We start from the raw sequence: 20463 nt of genomic DNA on the forward strand, positions 1-20463 counted from the left end.
TCCGGGAGTGCATAGTGGACGGATCGCCGCCGCTGGTTCAGGCGGTGCGGAAGCTCCAGTCCCGCACGGCGATCAGCACGACGGCCAGGATGCCCGCGCTCACGAAGGCGCCGCCCTCGCCGAGGAACAGGCACAGCACGGCGAGCAGCGCTGAGAGCAGCCCGAGCACCAGGCGCGGTGGCACCCTGCGCGGGGACCACCGCCGAAGGCTCGGGTCCGTGAGGGCCCGGGCGAACTCCGGGTCCTCGATGCTGAGCTGGTCCTCGATCTCCTCGAGGCGCCGACGCTCATGTCTTGGCAGCATGGACAACCTCCACCAGATCGGTTGCCGTCGAACTGCTCCCGATGGATCTCGACCGGCTGTCCCCCCAGGGTGCCTGAAGTGGCCAGGTTCAGCAGAAGAGTCCTATGACCCGGGTCGGCGCGCGACTGGGCCGTTCGGAGGTATCAGGCGGCACGGACGGCGGTACCGATGTGGCCGGAGGGGCGCTGAGTGCCTGGGCAAGCGCGCGGTTCCACCCGTCCGGCCGCAGCGAACCTCCGTTCGAGTGTGGTGTTCGCCTCTGCCGATCGGCCTAGTCGGCGGTCCGCGCAGCCCTCGGTCGCGACTCGCTCGGAGGCGGGAGAGCCGTTGGCGACGCCCGTGATCGCCGACGGGGGCGCTTGCCCGTCGCGGTGACTGAAAACGGATGGTGCGGGTGGGGTGTGTTCTGGTACTCAACCATTCGGGCCGCGGAACCTTCCCGGCGGCGGTGGTGCGGGAGAGGGAGGCCGATGGCGCGCGAGAGGACCGTGGAGATCCGAGAACACGAGGTGCCGGATCCGGCGGGCGGCCCCTACGGGATCACCGCGGGCCCGGACGGCGCCCTGTGGTTCACGCTGGTCCACAGTGGACTTATCGCGAGGCTCGCGCCAGGCGGGGAGGCCACCACTCACCGGCTCGACGCGGACTCGGGGCCCGCGATCATCACCGCGGGGGCCGACGGTGCCCTGTGGTTCACCGAGCACCGGGCGCACCGCATCGGACGGCTCACGACCGAGGATGGGCTCACCGAGTTCGCGCCGCCGACACCGCAAGCGGGTCCCTACGGACTCGCCACCGGCGCCGATGGCGCCCTGTGGTTCACCGAGGCCAGCGCCGGACGAATCGGCCGCATCACCGCGGAAGGCGAGATCGCCGAGTTCGGGCTCCCGGTCCCCGGGGCCTTCCCGTCCATGATCGCCGCCGGGCCGGACGATGCGATGTGGTTCACCGCGAACCAGGCGAACGCGATCGGCCGGATGTCCTTCGATGGCACCGCGGTGCTGCACGAGCTGCCGACGGAGGCGGCCGCGCCGGTCGGGCTCGCGCTCGGCCCGGACGGCGCGCTGTGGTTCACCGAGATCGGCGCCGGGCAGATCGGCCGCGTCACCGCAGATGGGGCGATCAGCGAGTTCCCGTTGCCGGACCGCACTTCCCGTCCGCACGCGATCGTGGCTCGCGGGGACGAGCTCTGGTTCACCGAGTGGGGCGCGAACCGGGTCGGCCGGATCGACCTCGACGGCCGGATCGACGTCCACGAGCTGCCGACGCCGAACTCCGAGCCGCACGGCATCGCGGTCGGCCAGGACGGGGCGCTGTGGGTGGCGCTGGAAAACGGGGCGCTCGCCCGCGTCGCGCCGGAGTCGCACGACTGAACAGGTGGCCGGATCGCGGCCGGTCCGGTCTCGTTGGGCGAACCGGATTTTCCCGGTGACGCGAACTAGCGGCGGCGGGCGAGTGTGACGCCGTCGGCGATGCCGAGCATCACCTGCTCGACGCGGTCGTCGGCGAGCACGTGCTCGTTGAACCGCCGGATCGCCGCGGCGTTGCCCTCGGCGCCGGGCTCGACCACCCCGCCGTGGTAGAGCACGTTGTCGGCGATCAGGAGGCCGCCGGCGCGCATGCGCGGCACCAGTTCCTCCCAATAGTCCACGTACCCGGGCTTGTCGGCGTCGATGAAGGCCAGGTCGACGGCGGGTTCGCGCGGCAGTGCGCGCAGGGTGTCGAGCGCGGGCGCGAGCCGGAGGTCGATGCGCTCGGCCACCCCCGCCCGTTCCCAGTAGCGCCGGGCGACCGAGGTCCACTCCTCGGAGATGTCGCAGGTCAGCAGTCGTCCACCGGTGGCCAGCCCGCGGGCCAGGCACAGCGTGGAGTAGCCGGTGAAGGTGCCGACCTCCACGGCGAACTCGGCGCCGACGAGCGAGGCCAGCAACCTCAGCAGCGCGCCCTGCTCGGGCGGGACCTGCATCTGGGCCCGGTCGCCGGTCAGGCGTGCGGTCTCGGCGGCCAGGTCGGTGAGCACGGGGTCCGGCGGGGTCCCGTGCGCGACGAGATAGGTCTGCAACTCGGGATCGAGCTGACCGGACAACCGCGCCATGCCTGCTCCTGCCTGATGTGTGGGACGAGCCTCAGGTGGGCAGCTTACGGGGAATCCTCGCCCGCCCGGCTTTGTTCCCCACCGGTGCGCCACGAGTGATCGGCTCCGGCGGCTCCGCCGGGGGTGAGGGCTGTGACGCCTGAGCCGTGTGGTCGTGAAACGAGTGATCTGAGACACGTGGGAATTATCAGGGTCGCTGGCACGTTGGTTGATAGCAACAGGCTCAACTATGACGGCGACGAGCGCCGTGCGAGGAGGGTAGGAATGGCGACGTTCTTCGGACCGGGCGGATTCGGACAGGGCCCGTTCGACGAGTACCTCGCCCGTTTCTTCGGGCCTGGCGCCGGCGCAGGCGCCGCCCGTCGCGTCGACATCACCGAACTGATGACCCAGAAGACCCAGGAGCTGCTCGCCGGGGCCGCCGACTACGCCCGTGGTCTGGGGCACGACGACCTCGACGCGCTGCACGTGCTGTGGGCGGCCACCAAGGAGGCCACGACCCGCGAGATGCTCGAGGGCGTCCAGGTCGACCCGGACACCTTCGCCGAGACCGTGCAGCGCCAGTTGCCCGCCGCGCGGGAGGCGGCCAGCCGTGCGCCCGCGCTGACCCCGGCGGGCCGCAAGGTCCTGGTGGACGCCTACCAGGTGGCCCGTGCGCTGGGCTCGACCTACATCGGGCCGGAGCACGTGCTGCTGGCGATGTCGGCCAGCCCGGACTCGGAGGCGGGCAGGCTGCTGGCCTCGGCGGGCGCGACCCCGGAGGAGTTCCGGGTGTCGGCGGGCGGTGCCCGGCGGTCGGAGGCCGCGACCGGGCAGGCCACCGCCGAGCGCGACAGCGGCACCCCGACGCTGGACAAGTACGGCCAGGACCTCACCGCCCGCGCCCGCGACGGTGAGCTCGACCCGGTCGTCGGCCGCGCCGACGAGATCGAGCAGACCATCGAGGTGCTGTCGCGGCGGACCAAGAACAACCCGGTCCTCGTCGGCGAGGCCGGTGTCGGCAAGACCGCCATCGTCGAGGGGATCGCCCAGCGCATCGCCGACGGGCAGGTCCCGCACGTGCTGACCGGCAAGCGCATCGTGCAGCTCGACCTGTCGAGCATGCTGGCGGGCACCCGCTACCGCGGTGACTTCGAGGAACGGATGACCAAGGTCATCGACGAGATCAGCGCCAACAGCGGCGAGGTCATCGTGTTCATCGACGAGCTGCACACGCTGGTCGGTGCGGGCGGCGCCGAGGGCGCGGTCGACGCGGGCAACATGCTCAAGCCCCGGCTCGCCCGCGGTGAGCTGCACGTCGTGGGCGCCACGACGCTCGACGAGTACCGCAAGAACATCGAGAAGGACGCGGCGCTGGAACGCCGCTTCCAGCCGGTGCAGGTGCCCGAGCCGAGCGTCGAGGACACCATCGAGGTGCTCGACCGGCTGCGGGACCGCTACGCCGAACACCACAGGGTCCGCTACACCGACGAGGCGGTCGCCGCCGCGGCCAGGCTGTCGGACCGCTACATCGCCGACCGCTTCCTGCCGGACAAGGCCATCGACCTGCTCGACCAGGCCGGCGCCCGCAAGCGGCTCAGCGTCGTGGGCCCGTCGGCCGACGAGCTGGAGCAGCGCATCCAGCGGCTGGAGCGGGAGAAGGACCGTTCGGTGGCCGACGAGGACTACGAGCGGGCCTCGGCGCTGCGCGACGAGATCGGCGTGGCGCAGGCGGAACTGGAAGCCAACCGCGATGCCGGCGTGCCGGAGGTGACCGAGAGCGACATCGCCGAGGTCGTCTCGCGGGCGACGGGCGTGCCGGTCAGCCGCCTGACCGAGCAGGAGCGCACCCGGCTGCGAAACCTGGAGGGCGAGCTGCACCGCCGCGTCATCGGCCAGGACGACGCGGTGCGGGCGCTGGCCCGCGCGGTGCGGCGTTCGCGCAGCGGCGTCGGCAACGCCAACCGCCCGGTGGGCAGCTTCCTGTTCCTGGGCCCGACCGGCGTCGGCAAGACCGAGCTGGCCAAGGCGCTGGCCGAGACGCTGTTCGGCGACGAGGACCGGATGATCCGGCTCGACATGAGCGAGTTCCAGGAGCGGCACAACGCCGCGCGCCTGATCGGTGCTCCTCCCGGCTACGTCGGCTACGGCGAGGCGGGCGAGCTGACCGAGGCGGTGCGGCGCAGGCCGTACTCGGTGGTGCTGCTCGACGAGGTCGAGAAGGCGCACCCGGACGTCTTCAACACGCTGCTGCAGGTGCTGGAGGACGGCAGGCTCACCGACGGCCAAGGCCGCACGGTCGACTTCACCAACACCGTGGTGATCATGACCAGCAACCTGGGCTCGGAGGTCATCTCCAGCAAGTCCGGCGGGCTGGGCTTCTCGGCCGCGCAGGACGAGGCCGACGAGTCGCTGCACGACCGGCTGATGCCGCGGCTGAAGGAGGCGTTCCGGCCCGAGTTCCTGAACCGGATCGACGAGGTCGTGGTGTTCCGCAAGCTGACCGCGGAGCAGCTGCACGACATCGCCGACCTGCTGCTGGACGGCACCCGCAAGCGGCTGGCCGCGATGGAGATCGGCATCGGGTTCGACGACGCGGCCGTCGACCTCATCGCCGAGCGCGGCCACCAGCCGGAGTTCGGCGCCCGGCCGCTGCGCCGGACGATCGAGCGCGACGTCGACGACCGGATCGCCGACCTGGTGCTCGACGGCGAGCTGGAGGCCGGCAGCGCCGTCCACGTCGGGGTCCGCGACGGGCAGCTCACCTTCGAGGTGACCCAGCGGACGCCCGAGTCGGTCTGATCGGGCTCCAGCGGAAGCGGAGGGCGAGGCGCGAACGTGCGCCTCGCCCTCTTTCGCGTCCGGGAGCCGATGTCAGGTCTTGGGCGCGCGAACCACCATCACCGGACAGGTGGCGTGGTGGATGCAGTACTGGCTCACCGACCCGAGCAGCACTCCGGTGAAGCCGCCGTGCCCGCGGTTGCCCAGCACCAGGATGTCGGCGTCCTCGGACTCCTCCAGCAGCGCCTTCGCGGGATGGCCGTTGGCGACCTGCTTCTCGATCTCGACGGTCGTGCCCTCGGGCGCCACCTCGCGCAGGGCGTCTCCCAGGGTCTCGGCGGCGCGGGCGTTGAGGTCCTGGGAGGGCGCGTCCTCCCAGCCGTAGATGGGCGGGCTGTCCCACGCCATCATCGCCACGATGCGGCTGCCCGTCAGCTCCGCCTGGCGCAGCGCCCAGCGCAGCGCGGCCTTGGACTCGGCCGATCCGTCCACGCCCACCACGATCTTGTCCGCCATCCCCGCCTCCGGCGTCGGTGCCCCGTCGCAGCACACCCTGCTCCGGACTGCCGCGTTCCGCGCGCCGAGCCCGGCCGGTTCAACCGGTGACGGGGCAGGGCGGGGAGATCACCGTCGGGACCGGGCGCGGGCGCCCGCAGAACCAGATCACGTCCTCGTTCACCGCGCCGTTCTCGTCACCGTCGCGGTCCCCGGAGGGCCGCCTGCGGTACAGGGCCGCCTATGAGGTCGAGCGTGTCCCGCGCTCCGTCGAACGGCGGTAACACTACTCCGCGCTGGACACGATCCCGCACCCCCTTGTGCGTGCACCCGAGTAGGCCGAAGCCTAGCGGCTCCGGCCTGGGGGCGGTGCCGCTTCGGCGCGAGGGGCACACGAATCCACAGTGGATGTTGGTGTCAGGGATCGATCCGCCCGCTCAGCGCGTGGTCGGCCCGGCCGCTGGTCCCGTTCCTCCGGCCAGGCGCGCCGTCCGGAGCTGCGATCGGCGGATCTTGCCCGCATCGTCGCGCAACGGTGTGGTGACGAACTCGAAGCTGCGCGGCATGCGGTAGGGCGCCAGCCGCGACCGCAGGTGCCGGACCAGGTCGGCCTCCGGCACCGACCGGCGGGTGACGACGATGGCGTGCGGCACGTTGCCCAGGTCGTCGTCGGGCAGACCGACCACGCAGCTGTCCACCACCGCGTCGTGCTGGCCGAGCGCGGCCTCGATCTCGGCCGGGTACACGTTGGCCCCGCCGACCAGGATCATGTCCGCCTCGCGGTCGCCGAGGTAGAGGTAGCCGTCCTCGTCGAACCAGCCGATGTCGCCCAGCGACTCCCAGCCGTCGGGGTCGGGGTGCGCCTGTGCGCCGAGCAGCCGGTAGGTCGCCTCGACGTCCGGGGCGCGCCGCATCCACACCTTGCCCTCCCGGCCCGGTGGCAGCACCCGGCCGTCGGCGTCGCGGATCTGCATCTCACCGCGCAGGACGCGGCCGACCGAGCCCGGGTGGGCCAGCCACTCCGGCGCGGTGATCACTGTCGTGGCCTGCGCCTCGGTGCCCGCGTAGAGCTCGCGCACGATCGGGCCGACCCAGTCGATCCACGCGCGCTTGAGCCACACCGGCACCGGCGCCGCGGTGTGGAAGACGGTGCGCAGGCTGGACAGGTCGGCCGCGGCGCGCACCTCCTCGGGCAGCCGCATGATCCGGCCCATGGTCGTCGACACCACGTACAACCAGCTCACGCGGTGCCGCTCGACCAGGCGCAGCACCTGCGCGGCGTCGAAGCGGCGCATCAGCACGACGTGGTTGCCGCGCAGCAGCCCCAGCGCGACGCTCATGTTCGGCGCGTTGTGCGACACCGGCGAGGGGACCAGCACCACGCCGCCGTGCTCGATGCCGAAGACGTCGGCCGACAGGTCGGTCTCCTCGACCAGCGCCGGACGGCCGGCGACGATCACCTTGGGCCGTCCGGTGCTGCCGCCGGAGGTCGGGGCCTTCCACGCGGGCGAGACCACGGCCGGCAGAGGGCCGTCGTCCAGTGCGGGGTCGGGCTGGTGGTCGGCCGGGAGAAGCGCCCGTCCGCCCGCGACCTCGGCGCCGACGTCGCCGATGACCAGTGCCGGTTCGGTGAGGTCGATGATCTCGCGCAGCTCGGAGACCGGCAGCTTCGGGCTCAGCGGCTGCGGGACGGCACCGGCCTTCCACGACGCCAGCTCGGCGACCACGAACGCGATGCTGTTGGGCACGACGATGCTCACGAAGTCGCCGTGGCGTACTCCGCGCGCGATCAGGTCGCGCGCCAGGCGGTTCGACATCGACTCCAGGCCGCGCCTGGTGATCGACACGTCGTCGCAGGTCAGGGCGAGCCGGTCGGGTTCGGCGGAGGCCAGCTCGGCGAACCGGACGACGAACGGCGTGCCCTCGGGACCCGGCGTGTCCTGGTGGCCGGGCGTGCCCTGGTGAACGGGTGCGCCTGGCGGCTTCGGTTGATCCGCGTGCATCCGGCTCCTCCTCGAACCACGGTGGCGGTCCGCGAACCGCGGACCGCCACCGTCGAACCAACCACCCTTCGCGCGCCAAGGCCAAGACGAAGCACGCAACACTGCGATAGGCCGAACCTATGCCCGCGAACCGGTGACCGGCCATCCCGTGATCGTCTTGCGGCGGGGCGCCGGGTAGGCGCTGGGCGAGCTGCGCAACCCCAGCCGCACCAGCGTCTCGGCGAGTCCCACCGCGGCGGTCACGCCGTCGACGACCGGTACCGAGGTCGCCTCCTCGACGTGCTCGGCCAGCCCGGCCATGCCCGCGCAGCCGAGGCAGATCACGTCGGCCCGGTCGACGTCCACGGCCTGCACGGCCTGCTCGGCGATGCGCCTGGCCGCGAGATCGGGATCGGCCTCCAGCTCAAGCACCGGCAGGTCGGTGGCGCGCAACGACACGCACCGCTCGGCCAGGCCCGCCACGCGCAGCCGGTCCTCGATCTGGCCCAGCGTGCGCCGCAACGAGGTGACCACGGCGTAGTTGCGGCCGAGCAGCCCGGCCACGTGCGCGGCGGCCTCGGTGATGTCCACGACCGGCACGCCGAACAGCTCGGCCAGCCCTTCCTTGCCGTGCTCGCCGAAACCGGCGAGCACGACGGCGTCGAAGGGTTCCCGGACCGCCGCGACGCGGTCCATGACCGCGACCGCGGCGAGGTAGCTCTCGAAGCTGCCCTCGACCGACTCGGGGCCGAACGAGGGCGTCACCGCGACGACCTCGGTGCCGGGTCCGGCGGCTTTCATCGCCTGCTGCCGGACGGCCTCGGTGACGGCTTCGGTGGTGTTGACGTTGGCGATGACGATGCGCATTCGCTTCCTTCGTCGGGGTCAGTGGATGCCGCAGGCGCCGGTGGACCGGCTCAGGCGGTCACCGGAGACGTCGCGGCGCAGCCGGTCGCGGAGCAGTGGTTCACTCGGCGGGGACGGCGATGGCTTCGCCGTCCACGTCCCGGAAATCGGGCTTGCTGTCGCCGATGGCGGCGTAGATGACCGCGCCCAGGATCGCCCCGATGAACCAGGAGAACCCGGAGGCGGACTCGAAGGCGGGCACCAGCGCCACGACGACCGAGATGGCGGAGGCCGGGACGAACGCTCCGACGGCCTTGAGGTTGTAGCCGTTGCGGTAGTGGTAGTCGCTGTGCGGATCCTCGCTGTAGAGGTCCGGGACGTTGACGCGGCCCTTCCGCAGCAACCAGTAGTCCGCCATGATGACGCCGAAAACGGGGCCGAGCAGCGCACCGAGGCCGCTGAGGAAGTAGTTCACGACCACGGGGCTGTCGTAGAGGTTCCAGGGCAGGATGACCAGGCCGATGACGGCGCTCACCAGCCCCGCCCGGCGGAAGTTCAGCGTCCGCGGGAAGAGGTTGACCAGCACGTAGATCGGTGCGACGAAGTTGGCCAGCAGGTTCACCGCGATCGTCAGGACGACCAGGGCGACCGAGGCGCTGGCCAGCATCACCAGGTTGGGAATCGTCTGGACGATGTCGGTCGGGCTGGTGATCACCCGTCCGTCCAGTTCGAACTGCGCGCCGCCGAGAACGACGACGATGGCTGCGAACAGCAGCATGTTCACCGGAATCCCGACGAGGTTCCCGCGCACGATCGACCGGCGGCTCTTGGCCGCGCGCGTGAAGTCGCAGAAGTTCAGCACGAACGTCCCGTAGATCACGACCCAGAGCGCGGCACCCTGCAGGATCTGCAGCCACATCGCCCCGCCGGTGAGCGGCTGCGCGGTGGAGAAGGAGATGGAACCGCCCGCCCGGAGGAACATCCAGATCGCCAGCGCGGACATCGTGATGAGGGTGGTCGGTGCGGCGATCGCCATGTACTTGCGGATCACGTGCATGCCGTAGCTGACGATGAGGACCTGGATCGCCCAGAGCGCGAGGAAGGTGATCCAGCCGAGCGCCGACAGCCCCAGCGCGGATCGGTCCTGCAATGACTGCAACCCGGGGAATATGGCCACCAGGAGCGCGTTCAGCACCGACGACGCGAGATAGGTCTGGATGCCGAACCAGGCGATGGCGACGATACCGCGGACGGCGGCCGGAATCCGCGCGCCTTTGGTGCCGAACGCGATCCGGCTCATGACCGGGAAGGGCACTCCGGTCTTGTGCCCCATGTAGCCCGACAGCGTCAGGAGCAGGAACAGCAGCGCGGACGCCAGCAGGAAGGCCAGCAGGATGCCCCAGACGTTGAGCCCGAGCGCGAAGAGGCCGATGGCGAAGGCGTAGTTGCCGAGGCTGTGCACATCGTTGGCCCAGAGCGTGAAGACGTTGTAGGCGCCCCAGCGGCGCCCCGCCTTCTTGGTCGGGGCGAGGTCGTAGCTGTACAGAGCCCGGCCGGTGCCGGCCGTGTCGGCGGCCGATCGGTCGTCGGTGGCGGTCATGAGGCCACTCCAAGGTTTCGACGTTGAAACATTCGGTTGCCTTGATTCACAAGGCTGTTGTGGTTGTTCGAGTCCGGGACGCCGTCCGCTCGGACGAGCCGCGTGCTGGCCGTGGCGCGTGGCCGGGGGAGCCACGGCGCGGTCGCAATGCAACGTCCTCGGCCTTGTGGGCCGGCGGAACAGGTCGAAACGGCGCCCGCTCCATCCACCGCTCGTGGTCCGCGATGGTAGTTCGCCGGGCATCGATCACCACGCCGCGCGCGGTGCGTCGGACCTGCTCAGGGCCATGAGAGGCACCGTCGGTCAGGCGTGCTCGTCAGACGCTGCAGGTCTTCCAGCGCTGTTGTTCCGGCGTCGCGAGGCCTGCGTTGTGGGGCCGCTCGCGGAGGGGACGTCCGCGGGTCGGGGGGAGCGCGGAGCCGGGGGTCGGGGCGTCGGGTCGGCGGCGCCGTCCGTGGGTTCGGTCGACACGTGCATCACCGCATTCCGCGATGTGGAAGTATATCGGAATGTATACGTAAGGTAGATGTCAGGTGAGACGCAGTCAATACTGCGGTTGTTCCGCGCCGGTTACGAGTGGACTTCGAAGTCGGGGCGAGCACGGTCGGCGGCTGTGCCTTCGTGGTCGGAAACGGCGGTAGCTCTGCTGGTCGGCAGCGTCGTGTCGTGCCGGGAAGCCCGGTCCTGCCGATAAGCTGCGTCGCGTGGAGCTGACCGGTACGCCGAGTACCCGCCTGGTCGTGATCCGGGGAAACTCCGGCGCCGGGAAGAGTTCGACCGCCCTCGCGGTGCGCTACCGGCTCGGTCGCACCTGCGCGCTCGTGCAACAGGACGTGATGCGGCGGGTCGTGCTGCGGGAGCGGGACGTGCCCGGCGGCGCGAACGTCGGCCTGATTTCCACGGTCGCCCGCTACGCCCTGGACCACGGCTACCACGTGATCGTCGAAGGCATCATGAGCGCCGAGCGCTACGGCGAGATGCTGCGGTGCCTCGCCGAGGACCACCGCGGCCGGACGTGGTTCTACTACCTGGACGTGTCCTTCGACGAATCGCTGCGCAGGCACGCGACCCGGCCACAGGCCGCCGAGTTCGGCGCGGACGACATGCGCGGCTGGTACCGCCCGGGCGATCTGCTCGGCGTCGCCGGTGAACACCTCATCCCGCAGGAGTCCGCGTTGCCCGACACCTGCGCCCGCATCCTCGCGGAGGCGTTCGGGATGCGGTCAACGGACTGACCTCGGCCGAGTCGAGGAACGCAGGACAAGCCGCCTCGTGAGGACCCGGGTCCCTGCCTCAGAACAGGATGCGTTCCAGGACCATCTTGCGGCTGGAGTGCACGTGCCGCTTCGCGACGTCGGCCGCGCGCTCGGCGTCACCGGCCGCGATGGCCGCGTGCAGCTCCTCGTGCTCGCCGCAGACCCGCTCGGGCTCCATGTTGAGCCGGAACATCCAGGCGAGCCTGCCGTGCAGCGGTTCCAGGATCGACGCGAGCAGGTCGTTGCCCGCCAGCGTGACGAGCTGGTCGTGGAAGGCGGCGTTGGCGGTGGACATGGTCTCGATGTCGCCGGCCTCGTGGGCCTTGCGGGCCTGGTCGGCGAGCTCGGCCATCCGCCGCACGCCCGCGGTCTCGCCGCGCTGGGCGGCCAGCCGCGCGGCGAAGACCTCCAGCGCCTCCCGGACCTCGAACAGCTCCTCGGCCTGGTGGCGGTCCAGGCCGCGCACGAACACGCCCCGCCTGCGGGGCATGACCTCGACGAACCCCTCGCTCTGCAGCATCCGGATCGCCTCCCGGACCGGGACCCGGGAGATGCCGAACTCGGCGGCGATGTCCTGTTCGAAGAGGCGGTCGCCGGGGCGCAGCCTGCCGTCGGCGATCCTCGCCTGCAGTGCGTCCCGAACCTGGTCGCGCAGGGGCACGCGCGCTTCGGTGCTGGTCTCTCCGGTGACGGGCACGGTCCCTCCTCGATCCGATGATCCCAGCCTAGTGAGAACCACGGCGCACAGTCCCGGGAACCGGGTTGTGAACCCGAGGTTTACAGCGCTAATGTGAACCGCAGGTTTACAGTAGGGGGAGTGGGCGGATGGATACCGCGAACGCGACGGGACGCGCCGACGAACTGGTCCAGGACCTCACCGCGGTGGTGCGCACCGGGGTGGAGGTCGACGACCCCGGCGCGATGCTCGAGGACCGCGGCGACGACCAGCGGCTCCGCCGCGAGGCGCTGGCCGGGGTGCGCGCCGCGCTGGCCGTGGAGGGGCTGGTGTCGGAGGCCGCGCTGCGCGGAGTGGAGGTGGCGGTCGCCGACGCGGTGTGGCTCGGCGCGAGCCTGGCCGACCTCAGCGCGGTCACCGGCCGCTCCAGGCAGGCCGCGCGCAAGCGCTGGCCCGCGCTGGGCGGCATCTACCGCAGGCGCAAGTGGCTGGCCAACCACGTGGACGACACGTTCTACATGGTCCGGCTGCTGCTCGACCGGTCCGACGGGCTCGCGCCCGGCGAGCCCGAGCAGTTCCGGACCGCCGTGCGGGAGCTGCGCGAGGCGCTCACCCGGTCCGAGGCCGACTTCGACTCCGAGTCCGACTTCGATGACAACGCCGCCAGGTCCGCCGGTCGCCCGCCCGCCGCGCGCTGGCGCGCGCTGGACGAACTGGTCGACGTCCACCTCCGGCGCGTCATCGCGCTCGCGGGCGAACCCGCGAACCCGGACGCGGGCTTCGCGCTGCACGGTGCCGGTGGCGTCCTCGGCTACTACCACCACGCGACGACCGGGACCGGCGAGCAGGAGTGATCAGAGGTCCAGGTCGATCACCAGGGGCGCGTGGTCGGAGGCGCCCTTGCCCTTGCGGGCCTCCCGGTCGACGTAGGAGTCCGACACCGCGCCGGTGAACCGGGGGTCGCCGTAGGCCAGGTCGATCCGCATGCCCATGTTCTTCGGGAACGCCCCGGCGCGGTAGTCCCAGTAGGTGAACGGGACGTCGTACTTCAGGGCGCGCGGGTAGACGTCGGCGAGCCCCGCCGCGCGCAGGTCCGCCAGCGCCGACCGCTCGGGCTCGGTGACGTGCGTGCTCTCGGCGAACGCGCTGATGTCCCACACGTCGTCGTCGGCCGGCGCGATGTTGAAGTCCCCGAGGACCGCGAACGCCCGGCCGTGATCGCGTTCGGCGGCGACGGTGTCGCGCAGCGCTTCCAGGAAGCGGAGCTTGTAGTCGTAGTGCGGGTGGCCGACGTAGCGGCCGTTGGGCACGTACACCGACCACAGCCGCACCCCGGCGCAGCTCACGCCGATGGCGCGAGGTTCGTTCACCTCGAACATCGCGCCTTCGGGCAGGTAGCCGGGTTCACCGGGCAGTCCGCGCCGGACCTCGTCGAGGCCGACGCGCGACAGCACGCCGACCCCGTTCCACCGCCCGGTGCCGTAGGCGGCGACCTCGTAGCCGAGCGCGGAGACCTCGGCCACCGGGAACATGTCCGAGGAGCATTTGAGCTCCTGCACGCACAACACGTCCGGCGAGGCCGCCGACAGCCACTCCAGCAGCCTCGGCAGCCGGGCCGTGACGGAGTTGAGGTTCCAGGTGGCGATCCGCATGCCGGAAGCGTGGCACAGGCCACCCGCGTGGCGCCGTCGTGGTTGGGCCGCTGGGGGTTCGGGTACGCGGTTGAGGTGACCAGGAACTGCGGCCGGGGCGGATGTGGCCCGGCGGGCCCGTGCCCAGGTGCGACGGTGGGTCCGCGGAACCTCGATCGGCTCCGGGTGGAGCTACACGGACGAGGCGGAGGGGTGTTCGGATGACCGCGAACTCCGAGACGCTCGACATCGACGGCAGGTCGGTGGAGCTGTCCAAAGGGGACAAGGTCATGTACCCCGACGACGGTTTCACCAAGCGCGACGTCGTCTGCCACTACCGCGCGGTGGCGCCGGTGATGCTGCCGCACGTGCGGGGGAAACCGTTGACGCTGCGGCGGTTCCCGGATGGCATCGGCTCCGGCGGTTTCTTCCAGAAGGAGGCCTCGGAGCACTTCCCGGACTGGATCCGCGTCGTTTCGGTGCCGCAGCGCGGCGCCGACGACTCGGTTCACCACGTCGTCGCCGACGACGCGGCCACGCTGGTGTACCTGGCCAACCAGGCATGCCTGGAGTTCCACGTCGCGCTGTCCACTGCGGACGACCTGGAGCACCCGGTGCTGGCCGTGGTCGACCTGGACCCGCCCGAGTCGACCGGCATCGCCGACCTGCGCTCGATCACCAAGGACATGTGCGACCGGTTCCGCGACGCCGGACTGGATCCGTTCGTCCAGGCCACCGGGGGCAAGGGCTTCCACGTGGTGGCGCCGCTGGACGCGCGGAGGGACTTCGACGACGTCCGCGCCCACATGGCCGAGATCGCCGACCGGGCGGCGCAGGAGGACGAGCGGCTGACCACCCAGCAGCGCAAGGACAAGCGCGGCGACCGCGTTTTCCTGGACATCAACCGCAACGCCTACGGGCAGACGATGATCGCGCCCTACTCGCTGCGAGCACGACCGGGGGCCCCGGCTGCGACCCCGATCGACCTCGCCGAGATCAGCCGCGCGACGCCGAACCGCCACGGCCTGGCCAACATGACGCGCCGGCTGGCCAGGAAGGCGGACCCGTGGGCCAGGATCGACCGCCACGCGGCGGTGTGAAGGAAGGAGCGAGCATGTCGGACCCACTCGACGCCACCACGCCGTCACCGGACGAGGCCCCGACGCAGGAGCCGGCCGACCCGGCCAACCTGCAGTCCGCGCCCGACCTGGACGAGGACGAGCTCGGCGTCGACCCGCTGGAGAGCGGCGTGGAACCGGCCGAGGGCTGGTCGCCGGTCGCCGAGGGCAGGCCGACGCCGAGGGAGCAGCGCGAGGGCGACTCGATCGACGAGCGGTTGCGCTCGGAGGAACCGGAGGGCCCGGGCTCGGTGGAGCCGCCGCTGGCCGAGAGCCGGATGCACGAGCTCGACGAGAGCATCGACCAACGGGCCGAGCAGGAGGTCTCCGACGGGGCGACCGAGGAGTAGCCGCCCACCGGGCCGGCACGTCGTGCGTGCGGCGCCTCGTAAGCTGTCCGGAATGGCGGGCGGTGGGCGCCGCCGCGCACGACCGCCGGAGCGCGCTGTGCCGGAAAGGGTGGGAATGGCCGCAGCAGGCAGCAAGGGGGCCGCGGGCGCGGTGCGCAACACCCGGCCGCGCAACCGCAGGACGCAGATCGTGGCCGCCGCGTCGGAGCTTTTCCACGCCCGTGGCTACCCGCGGGTCGGCATGAGTGACATCGCCGAGGCCGTCGGCGTCGGGCCCTCCGCGCTCTACCGGCACTTCGCCAGCAAGCAGCGGCTGCTGACCGAGGTGGTGCTGGAGGAGTTGCGCCCGTTCGGCGAGATCCTCGGCCGCGTCGGGACCGACGACCTCGACGCGCTGGTGGCCGAGCTGGCGACCGCCGCCCTGGACCACCGCAGGCTGGGCGTGCTGTGGCAGCGCGAGGCGCGGCACCTGCCCGCCGCCGAGCGCGAGAAGCTCAAGGGCGAGCTGCGCGCGGTGGCGGGCGGGCTGGCCGACCTGGCGCGGGTGCGCAGGCCCGGACTGGCCGAGGAGGACGCCCGGTTCCGGGGCTGGTGCCTGTTCAGCGCCCTGACCAGCCCGTCCTACCACCAGGTCGAGCTGCCCAGGGCGGAGTTCGAGGGGCTGCTGCGCAACATGGTCGCGGTGGTCACCGACCAGCAGCCCATGGCTCTGGCGTCGCGGCGCACCGCCGAGCCCGCGACGTCCCCGCTGCTGGCCAGGCGCGCGTCCCGGCGGGCCGTGCTGCTGTCGGCGGCGACCCGGCTCTTCGCCGACAACGGCTTCACCGCGGTGACCACCGACGACATCGGTGCCGCCGCGGGCATCGCGGGCCCGAGCGTCTACAGCCACTTCGCCAGCAAGCAGGAGCTGCTGGGGGCGGTGATCGCCCGCGGCTGCGCCTGGCTGGAGATCGAGCTCGAACGCACCCTGACCGCCACCGGCGACGCCGAGGAGGCGTTGCGCGAGCTCCTGCACTCCTACATCACCTTCGCCTACGACCACGGCCGGTTCATCGACATCCTGGTCACCGAGGTCGGGCACCTGCCCGACGCCGAGCGGCACCGGGCGCGCCAGACCCAGCACGACTACGTCGCGGAGTGGGTGGCGCTGCTGTGCCGGGTGCGGCCCGATCTCGACCGCGTCCCTGCGCGGGTGCTGGTGCAGGCGGCGCTGACCGCCGCCAACGACATGGCGCGCACGGGGACGGTGCGCGACCCCGACGCGGTCGCGCGCGTCGGCAGCGCCCTGATGTTCCGCACCGATGCCTATCGGGCATTCACTTATGGGTAGCAAGTGCGTGGGGGCGCGGCTTTAGCGGTGCTCGGGAGGGCTACCACGGCGTCACATCCCGGTTGACGCTGCTGAGGGCGTGCGCTAGCGTCCGCCTGCAGGCCCATCGGTCCGCCCGCTGCTGGCGGGGTGCGCCGCCGGTGCGGCTTCGCCGATCATCCGCAACGAGCCAGGAGAAACCGCAGCGATGAGCAGTGCGACCGAACCTGTCGGGGTGCCGCCGGCGGAGGCACCGGACATCCACACCACCGCGGGCAAGCTGGCCGACCTCTACCGGCGCAACCACGAGGCCGTGCACGCGGGTTCGGAGCGCGCGGTCGCCAAGCAGCACGCCAAGGGCAAGCGGACCGCCCGGGAGCGCATCGACATGCTGCTCGACGAGGGTTCCTTCGTGGAGCTCGACGAGCACGCCCGCCACCGGTCGACGAACTTCGGCATGGACGCCGACCGCCCCTACGGCGACGGGGTGGTGACCGGCTGGGGCACCGTCGACGGCCGCCGGGTCTGCGTGTTCTCCCAGGACTTCACCGTGTTCGGCGGGTCGCTGGGCGAGGTGTTCGGCGAGAAGATCGTCAAGGTCATGGACCTGGCGATGAAGACCGGCTGCCCGCTGGTGGGCATCAACGACTCGGGCGGGGCGCGCATCCAGGAGGGCGTGGCCGCGCTCGGGCTCTACGCCGAGATCTTCAAGCGCAACACCCACGCCTCGGGGGTCATCCCGCAGATCTCGCTGATCATGGGGCCGTGCGCGGGCGGTGCGGTCTACTCGCCCGCGATCACCGACTTCACCGTGATGGTCGACCAGACCTCGCACATGTTCATCACCGGCCCGGACGTCATCAAGACGGTCACCGGCGAGGACGTCTCGTTCGAGGACCTCGGCGGGGCGCGCACGCACAACGAGCGCTCCGGCAACGCCCACTACCTGGCCACCGACGAGGACGACGCGATCTCCTACGTCAAGGAGCTGCTGTCGTTCCTGCCGTCGAACAACCTGTCCTCCTCGCCGGTCTTCCCCGGCGCCGAGGTGGAGGAGGGTTCGGTCGCCGACGGTGTCGGCGATGCCGACCTGGAGCTGGACGCGCTGGTCCCGGACTCGCCGAACCAGCCCTACGACATGCGCGAGGTCATCACCAGGCTCGTCGACGAGGGCGAGTTCCTGGAGGTCTCGGCGCTGTTCGCGCCGAACATGCTGTGCGGGTTCGGCCGGATCGAGGGAGCCAGCGTGGGCGTGGTGGCCAACCAGCCCATGCAGCTCGCGGGCACGCTGGACATCGACGCCAGCGAGAAGGCCGCTCGGTTCGTGCGGTTCTGCGACGCCTTCAACATTCCCGTGCTGACGCTCGTGGACGTCCCGGGCTTCCTGCCCGGCACCGGGCAGGAGTGGAACGGCATCATCCGCCGGGGCGCCAAGCTGCTCTACGCCTACGCCGAGGCCACGGTGCCGCTGGTCACCGTGATCACGCGCAAGGCCTACGGCGGCGCCTACGACGTGATGGGCTCCAAGCACCTCGGTGCCGACATCAACCTGGCGTGGCCGACCGCGCAGATCGCGGTGATGGGCGCGCAGGGCGCCGCCAACATCCTGTACCGGCGCCAGCTCGCCGAGGCCGCCGAGCGCGGTGAGGACGTGGAGGCGCTGCGGGCGCGGCTCCAGCAGGAGTACGAGGACACCCTGTGCAACCCGTACGTGGCCGCCGAGCGCGGGTACGTGGACTCGGTGATCCCGCCCTCCCACACCCGGGGTCACGTGGCGCGGGCGTTGCGGATGCTGGCCGACAAGCGCGAGGCGCTGCCGGCCAAGAAGCACGGCAACATCCCCCTCTGACACCACCGATCCCCTGTGAACGCCCCCTGCGACACCGGGGGTCTAGGAGGACACAGTGCACAGCGATGAGTCCGAGCGGCCGGTGCTGCGGATCGTGCGCGGCGAGCCCGACGACGTCGAGCTGGCGGCGCTCACCGCGGCGCTGGCCGCGGTGAGCGCCGCGGCGGCCGCGGCGCAGACAGAGCCCGAGCCCACCGGTTGGTCGTTGTGGGCCGACCGGTCGGCGGCCCTGCGCCATCCCGCCGGCCGCAGGCCGCTGCGGCCCGGCCCGGCGGCGTGGCGCACCTCCGCCCTTCCCCTGTAAAGCAATTCCCCGCGCGAGCTAGGAGCCCTGGTCGAGATGACCGCAGAACGCATTGCCGAGACCACTGTGGACAACACCGTCATCTCCGGTGCCATCAAGAAGGTGTTGGTGGCGAATCGGGGTGAGATCGCGGTGCGGGTGATCCGGGCTTGCCGGGATGTGGGGGTGGGCAGTGTGGCGGTGTATGCGGAGCCGGATGTGGATGCGGTGTTCGTGCGGTTGGCCGATGAGGCGTTCGGGTTGGGTGGGTCGACGGCGGCGGAGTCGTATCTGGACATCGGCAAGGTGATCGATGCGGCGCAGCGCTCAGGGGCGGATGCGGTGCATCCGGGTTATGGGTTCTTGTCGGAGAACGCGGATTTCGCGCAGGCGGTGCTGGATGCGGGTCTGGTGTGGGTGGGTCCGTCGCCGGAGGCGATCCGGGTGTTGGGGGACAAGGTGACCGCGCGGCGGATCGCGTTGGAGGTGGGGGCGCCGTTGGTGCCGGGGACCGAGGAGCCGGCGTCGGGTGCTGATGAGGTGGTGGCGTTCGCTGAGGAGCACGGGTTGCCGGTGGCGATCAAGGCGGCGTTCGGTGGTGGGGGCCGGGGGTTGAAGGTGGCGCGCAGCCTGGAGGAGATTCCGGGGTTGTTCGAGTCGGCGGTGCGGGAGGCCGAGGCGGCGTTCGGTCGGGGTGAGTGTTTCGTGGAGCGGTATCTGGACCGGCCGCGGCATGTGGAGGCTCAGGTGCTGGCGGATCGCCATGGTGGTGTGGTGGTGGTGGGGACGCGGGATTGTTCGTTGCAGCGGCGGCATCAGAAGTTGGTGGAGGAGGCTCCGGCGCCGTTTTTGAGCGAGGAGCAGCGGGAGCGGATCCATACCGCGGCGCGGGAGATCTGTGCGCGGGCGGGTTATGCCGGTGCCGGGACGGTGGAGTTCTTGGTGGGTGCGGACGGGACGATCTCGTTTTTGGAGGTCAACACGCGGTTGCAGGTGGAGCATCCGGTGTCGGAGGAGACCACGGGGCTGGATCTGGTGGTCGAGCAGTTGCGGATCGCGGCGGGTGAGCGGTTGTGGTTGCGGGAGGATCCGGTGCCGGTGGGGCATGCGATCGAGTTCCGGATCAACGGGGAGGATCCGGGGCGGGATTTCCTGCCGGCGCCGGGCACGGTGCGGCGGTTCGTGGTGCCGTCGGGTCCGGGGGTGCGGGTGGATGCGGGGGTGGAGTCCGGGAGTGTGATCGGGGGGCAGTTCGACTCGTTGTTGGCCAAGGTGATCGTGTGGGGGCGGGATCGGGCGCAGGCGTTGGCGCGGTCGCGGCGGGTGCTGGCCGAGATGCGGGTGGAGGGGCTGGCCACGGTGTTGCCGTTCCACCGGGCGGTGGTGGCCGATCCGGCGTTCACCGCCGAGGACGGGTTCGGGGTGCACACGCGGTGGATCGAGACCGAGTTCGACAACACGCTGCCGCCGTTCGACGGTGCGAGCGAGGCCGAGGCGGGGGTGGGGCGGCGGACGGTGGTGGTCGAGGTCGGTGGTCGTCGGTTGGAGGTGTCGCTGCCGGCTGATCTCACGCCCGCGGCGGCGCCGGCCGGGGGTGCGGGGCGGCCGCGGCGGCGGTCGGCCGGCGGTGGTGGTGCGGGCTCGTCGGGGGATGCGGTGACCGCGCCGATGCAGGGCACGCTGGTCAAGCTGGTGGTGGCCGAGGGCGACCGGGTCAGCGCGGGGGACGAGATCGCGGTGCTGGAGGCGATGAAGATGGAGAACCCGGTGCTGGCGCACAAGGACGGCACCGTCACCGGACTGACCGCCCAGCCCGGCGCCACCCTCACCCAGGGGAGCACCCTCTGCGAACTCAAGGACTGAGCAGGCGGGCGCGAGCCGCGCGGGCATAGGCGGCTCGCCCCGCTCC

At 71.4% G+C, this 20463-nt stretch carries 18 protein-coding genes; 10 read left to right on the plus strand and 8 right to left on the minus strand.

What is annotated here, in order from left to right; translation table 11 throughout:
* Positions 1–37 precede the first annotated feature (37 nt).
* The gene (locus SACE_RS16405) at positions 38–304 is read right to left on the minus strand and encodes a DUF3040 domain-containing protein (protein WP_009949603.1); all 267 of its coding nucleotides are present in this window, start codon (positions 302–304) and stop codon (positions 38–40) included.
* A gap of 470 nt (positions 305–774) precedes the next feature.
* Here SACE_RS16405 and SACE_RS16410 point away from each other — a divergent pair, with 470 nt between their 5' ends.
* The gene (locus tag SACE_RS16410) at positions 775–1677 is read left to right on the plus strand and encodes a virginiamycin B lyase (protein ID WP_009949602.1); all 903 of its coding nucleotides are present in this window, start codon (positions 775–777) and stop codon (positions 1675–1677) included.
* A 65-nt stretch (positions 1678–1742) separates the two neighbouring features.
* Here SACE_RS16410 and SACE_RS16415 read toward each other — a convergent pair whose 3' ends face one another.
* Positions 1743–2399, minus strand: coding sequence for an O-methyltransferase (locus tag SACE_RS16415; RefSeq protein WP_009949601.1), 657 nt, complete (start codon positions 2397–2399; stop codon positions 1743–1745).
* Between the two features lie 264 nt (positions 2400–2663).
* Between SACE_RS16415 and SACE_RS16420 the strand changes: the two genes are divergently transcribed.
* A complete protein-coding gene (locus SACE_RS16420) occupies positions 2664–5180 on the plus strand; it encodes an ATP-dependent Clp protease ATP-binding subunit (protein WP_009949600.1) in 2517 nt (838 codons plus the stop codon).
* Between the two features lie 72 nt (positions 5181–5252).
* Here SACE_RS16420 and SACE_RS16425 read toward each other — a convergent pair whose 3' ends face one another.
* From SACE_RS16425 to SACE_RS16440, 4 genes are all read right to left on the minus strand, one after another.
* On the minus strand, positions 5253–5675 hold the full coding sequence (locus tag SACE_RS16425) for a universal stress protein (protein ID WP_009949598.1): 423 nt from the start codon (positions 5673–5675) through the stop codon (positions 5253–5255).
* Positions 5676–6091: 416 nt separating this feature from the next.
* The gene (locus SACE_RS16430) at positions 6092–7657 is read right to left on the minus strand and encodes an AMP-binding protein (RefSeq protein WP_009949595.1); all 1566 of its coding nucleotides are present in this window, start codon (positions 7655–7657) and stop codon (positions 6092–6094) included.
* Between the two features lie 117 nt (positions 7658–7774).
* Entirely contained in the window at positions 7775–8503 is a 729-nt protein-coding gene (locus SACE_RS16435; RefSeq protein ID WP_009949594.1) for an aspartate/glutamate racemase family protein, read from the minus strand.
* Between the two features lie 100 nt (positions 8504–8603).
* Positions 8604–10082 carry an NCS1 family nucleobase:cation symporter-1 gene (locus tag SACE_RS16440; RefSeq protein WP_011874019.1) on the minus strand — a complete coding sequence of 493 codons (1479 nt, stop codon included), beginning with the start codon at positions 10080–10082 and terminating at the stop codon, positions 8604–8606.
* Positions 10083–10786: 704 nt separating this feature from the next.
* On the opposite strand from SACE_RS16440, the gene SACE_RS16445 reads away from it, so the two are divergent.
* Positions 10787–11317, plus strand: a complete 531-nt coding sequence (locus SACE_RS16445) for a kinase (RefSeq protein WP_009949590.1) — start codon at positions 10787–10789, stop codon at positions 11315–11317.
* A gap of 58 nt (positions 11318–11375) precedes the next feature.
* Here SACE_RS16445 and SACE_RS16450 read toward each other — a convergent pair whose 3' ends face one another.
* On the minus strand, positions 11376–12035 hold the full coding sequence (locus SACE_RS16450) for a GntR family transcriptional regulator (RefSeq protein ID WP_009949588.1): 660 nt from the start codon (positions 12033–12035) through the stop codon (positions 11376–11378).
* Positions 12036–12163: 128 nt separating this feature from the next.
* Here SACE_RS16450 and SACE_RS16455 point away from each other — a divergent pair, with 128 nt between their 5' ends.
* Positions 12164–12868 (plus strand): hypothetical protein, encoded by a 705-nt coding sequence (locus SACE_RS16455; RefSeq protein WP_009949587.1) that lies wholly within the window; start codon positions 12164–12166, stop codon positions 12866–12868.
* Here SACE_RS16455 and SACE_RS16460 read toward each other — a convergent pair whose 3' ends face one another.
* Positions 12869–13666 carry an exodeoxyribonuclease III gene (locus SACE_RS16460; RefSeq protein ID WP_009949586.1) on the minus strand — a complete coding sequence of 266 codons (798 nt, stop codon included), beginning with the start codon at positions 13664–13666 and terminating at the stop codon, positions 12869–12871.
* Between the two features lie 200 nt (positions 13667–13866).
* On the opposite strand from SACE_RS16460, the gene ligD reads away from it, so the two are divergent.
* The 6 genes from ligD to SACE_RS16490 all read left to right on the plus strand — a co-directional run bounded on the left by ligD (position 13867) and on the right by SACE_RS16490 (position 20417).
* Positions 13867–14745: a non-homologous end-joining DNA ligase gene (gene ligD / locus SACE_RS16465; protein ID WP_009949585.1), complete on the plus strand. Its 879-nt coding sequence runs from the start codon at positions 13867–13869 to the stop codon at positions 14743–14745.
* Between the two features lie 14 nt (positions 14746–14759).
* Positions 14760–15113 (plus strand): hypothetical protein, encoded by a 354-nt coding sequence (locus tag SACE_RS16470; RefSeq protein ID WP_009949584.1) that lies wholly within the window; start codon positions 14760–14762, stop codon positions 15111–15113.
* A 115-nt stretch (positions 15114–15228) separates the two neighbouring features.
* On the plus strand, positions 15229–16443 hold the full coding sequence (locus SACE_RS16475; RefSeq protein ID WP_009949582.1) for a TetR/AcrR family transcriptional regulator: 1215 nt from the start codon (positions 15229–15231) through the stop codon (positions 16441–16443).
* Between the two features lie 187 nt (positions 16444–16630).
* Positions 16631–18271 (plus strand): acyl-CoA carboxylase subunit beta, encoded by a 1641-nt coding sequence (locus tag SACE_RS16480; RefSeq protein WP_009949581.1) that lies wholly within the window; start codon positions 16631–16633, stop codon positions 18269–18271.
* Positions 18272–18326: 55 nt separating this feature from the next.
* Positions 18327–18575: an acyl-CoA carboxylase epsilon subunit gene (locus SACE_RS16485; protein WP_009949580.1), complete on the plus strand. Its 249-nt coding sequence runs from the start codon at positions 18327–18329 to the stop codon at positions 18573–18575.
* A gap of 36 nt (positions 18576–18611) precedes the next feature.
* Positions 18612–20417: an acetyl/propionyl/methylcrotonyl-CoA carboxylase subunit alpha gene (locus SACE_RS16490; RefSeq protein WP_044547405.1), complete on the plus strand. Its 1806-nt coding sequence runs from the start codon at positions 18612–18614 to the stop codon at positions 20415–20417.
* Positions 20418–20463 lie beyond the last annotated feature (46 nt).

The organism is Saccharopolyspora erythraea NRRL 2338, assembly GCF_000062885.1.
GTDB lineage: Bacteria > Actinomycetota > Actinomycetes > Mycobacteriales > Pseudonocardiaceae > Saccharopolyspora_D > Saccharopolyspora_D erythraea.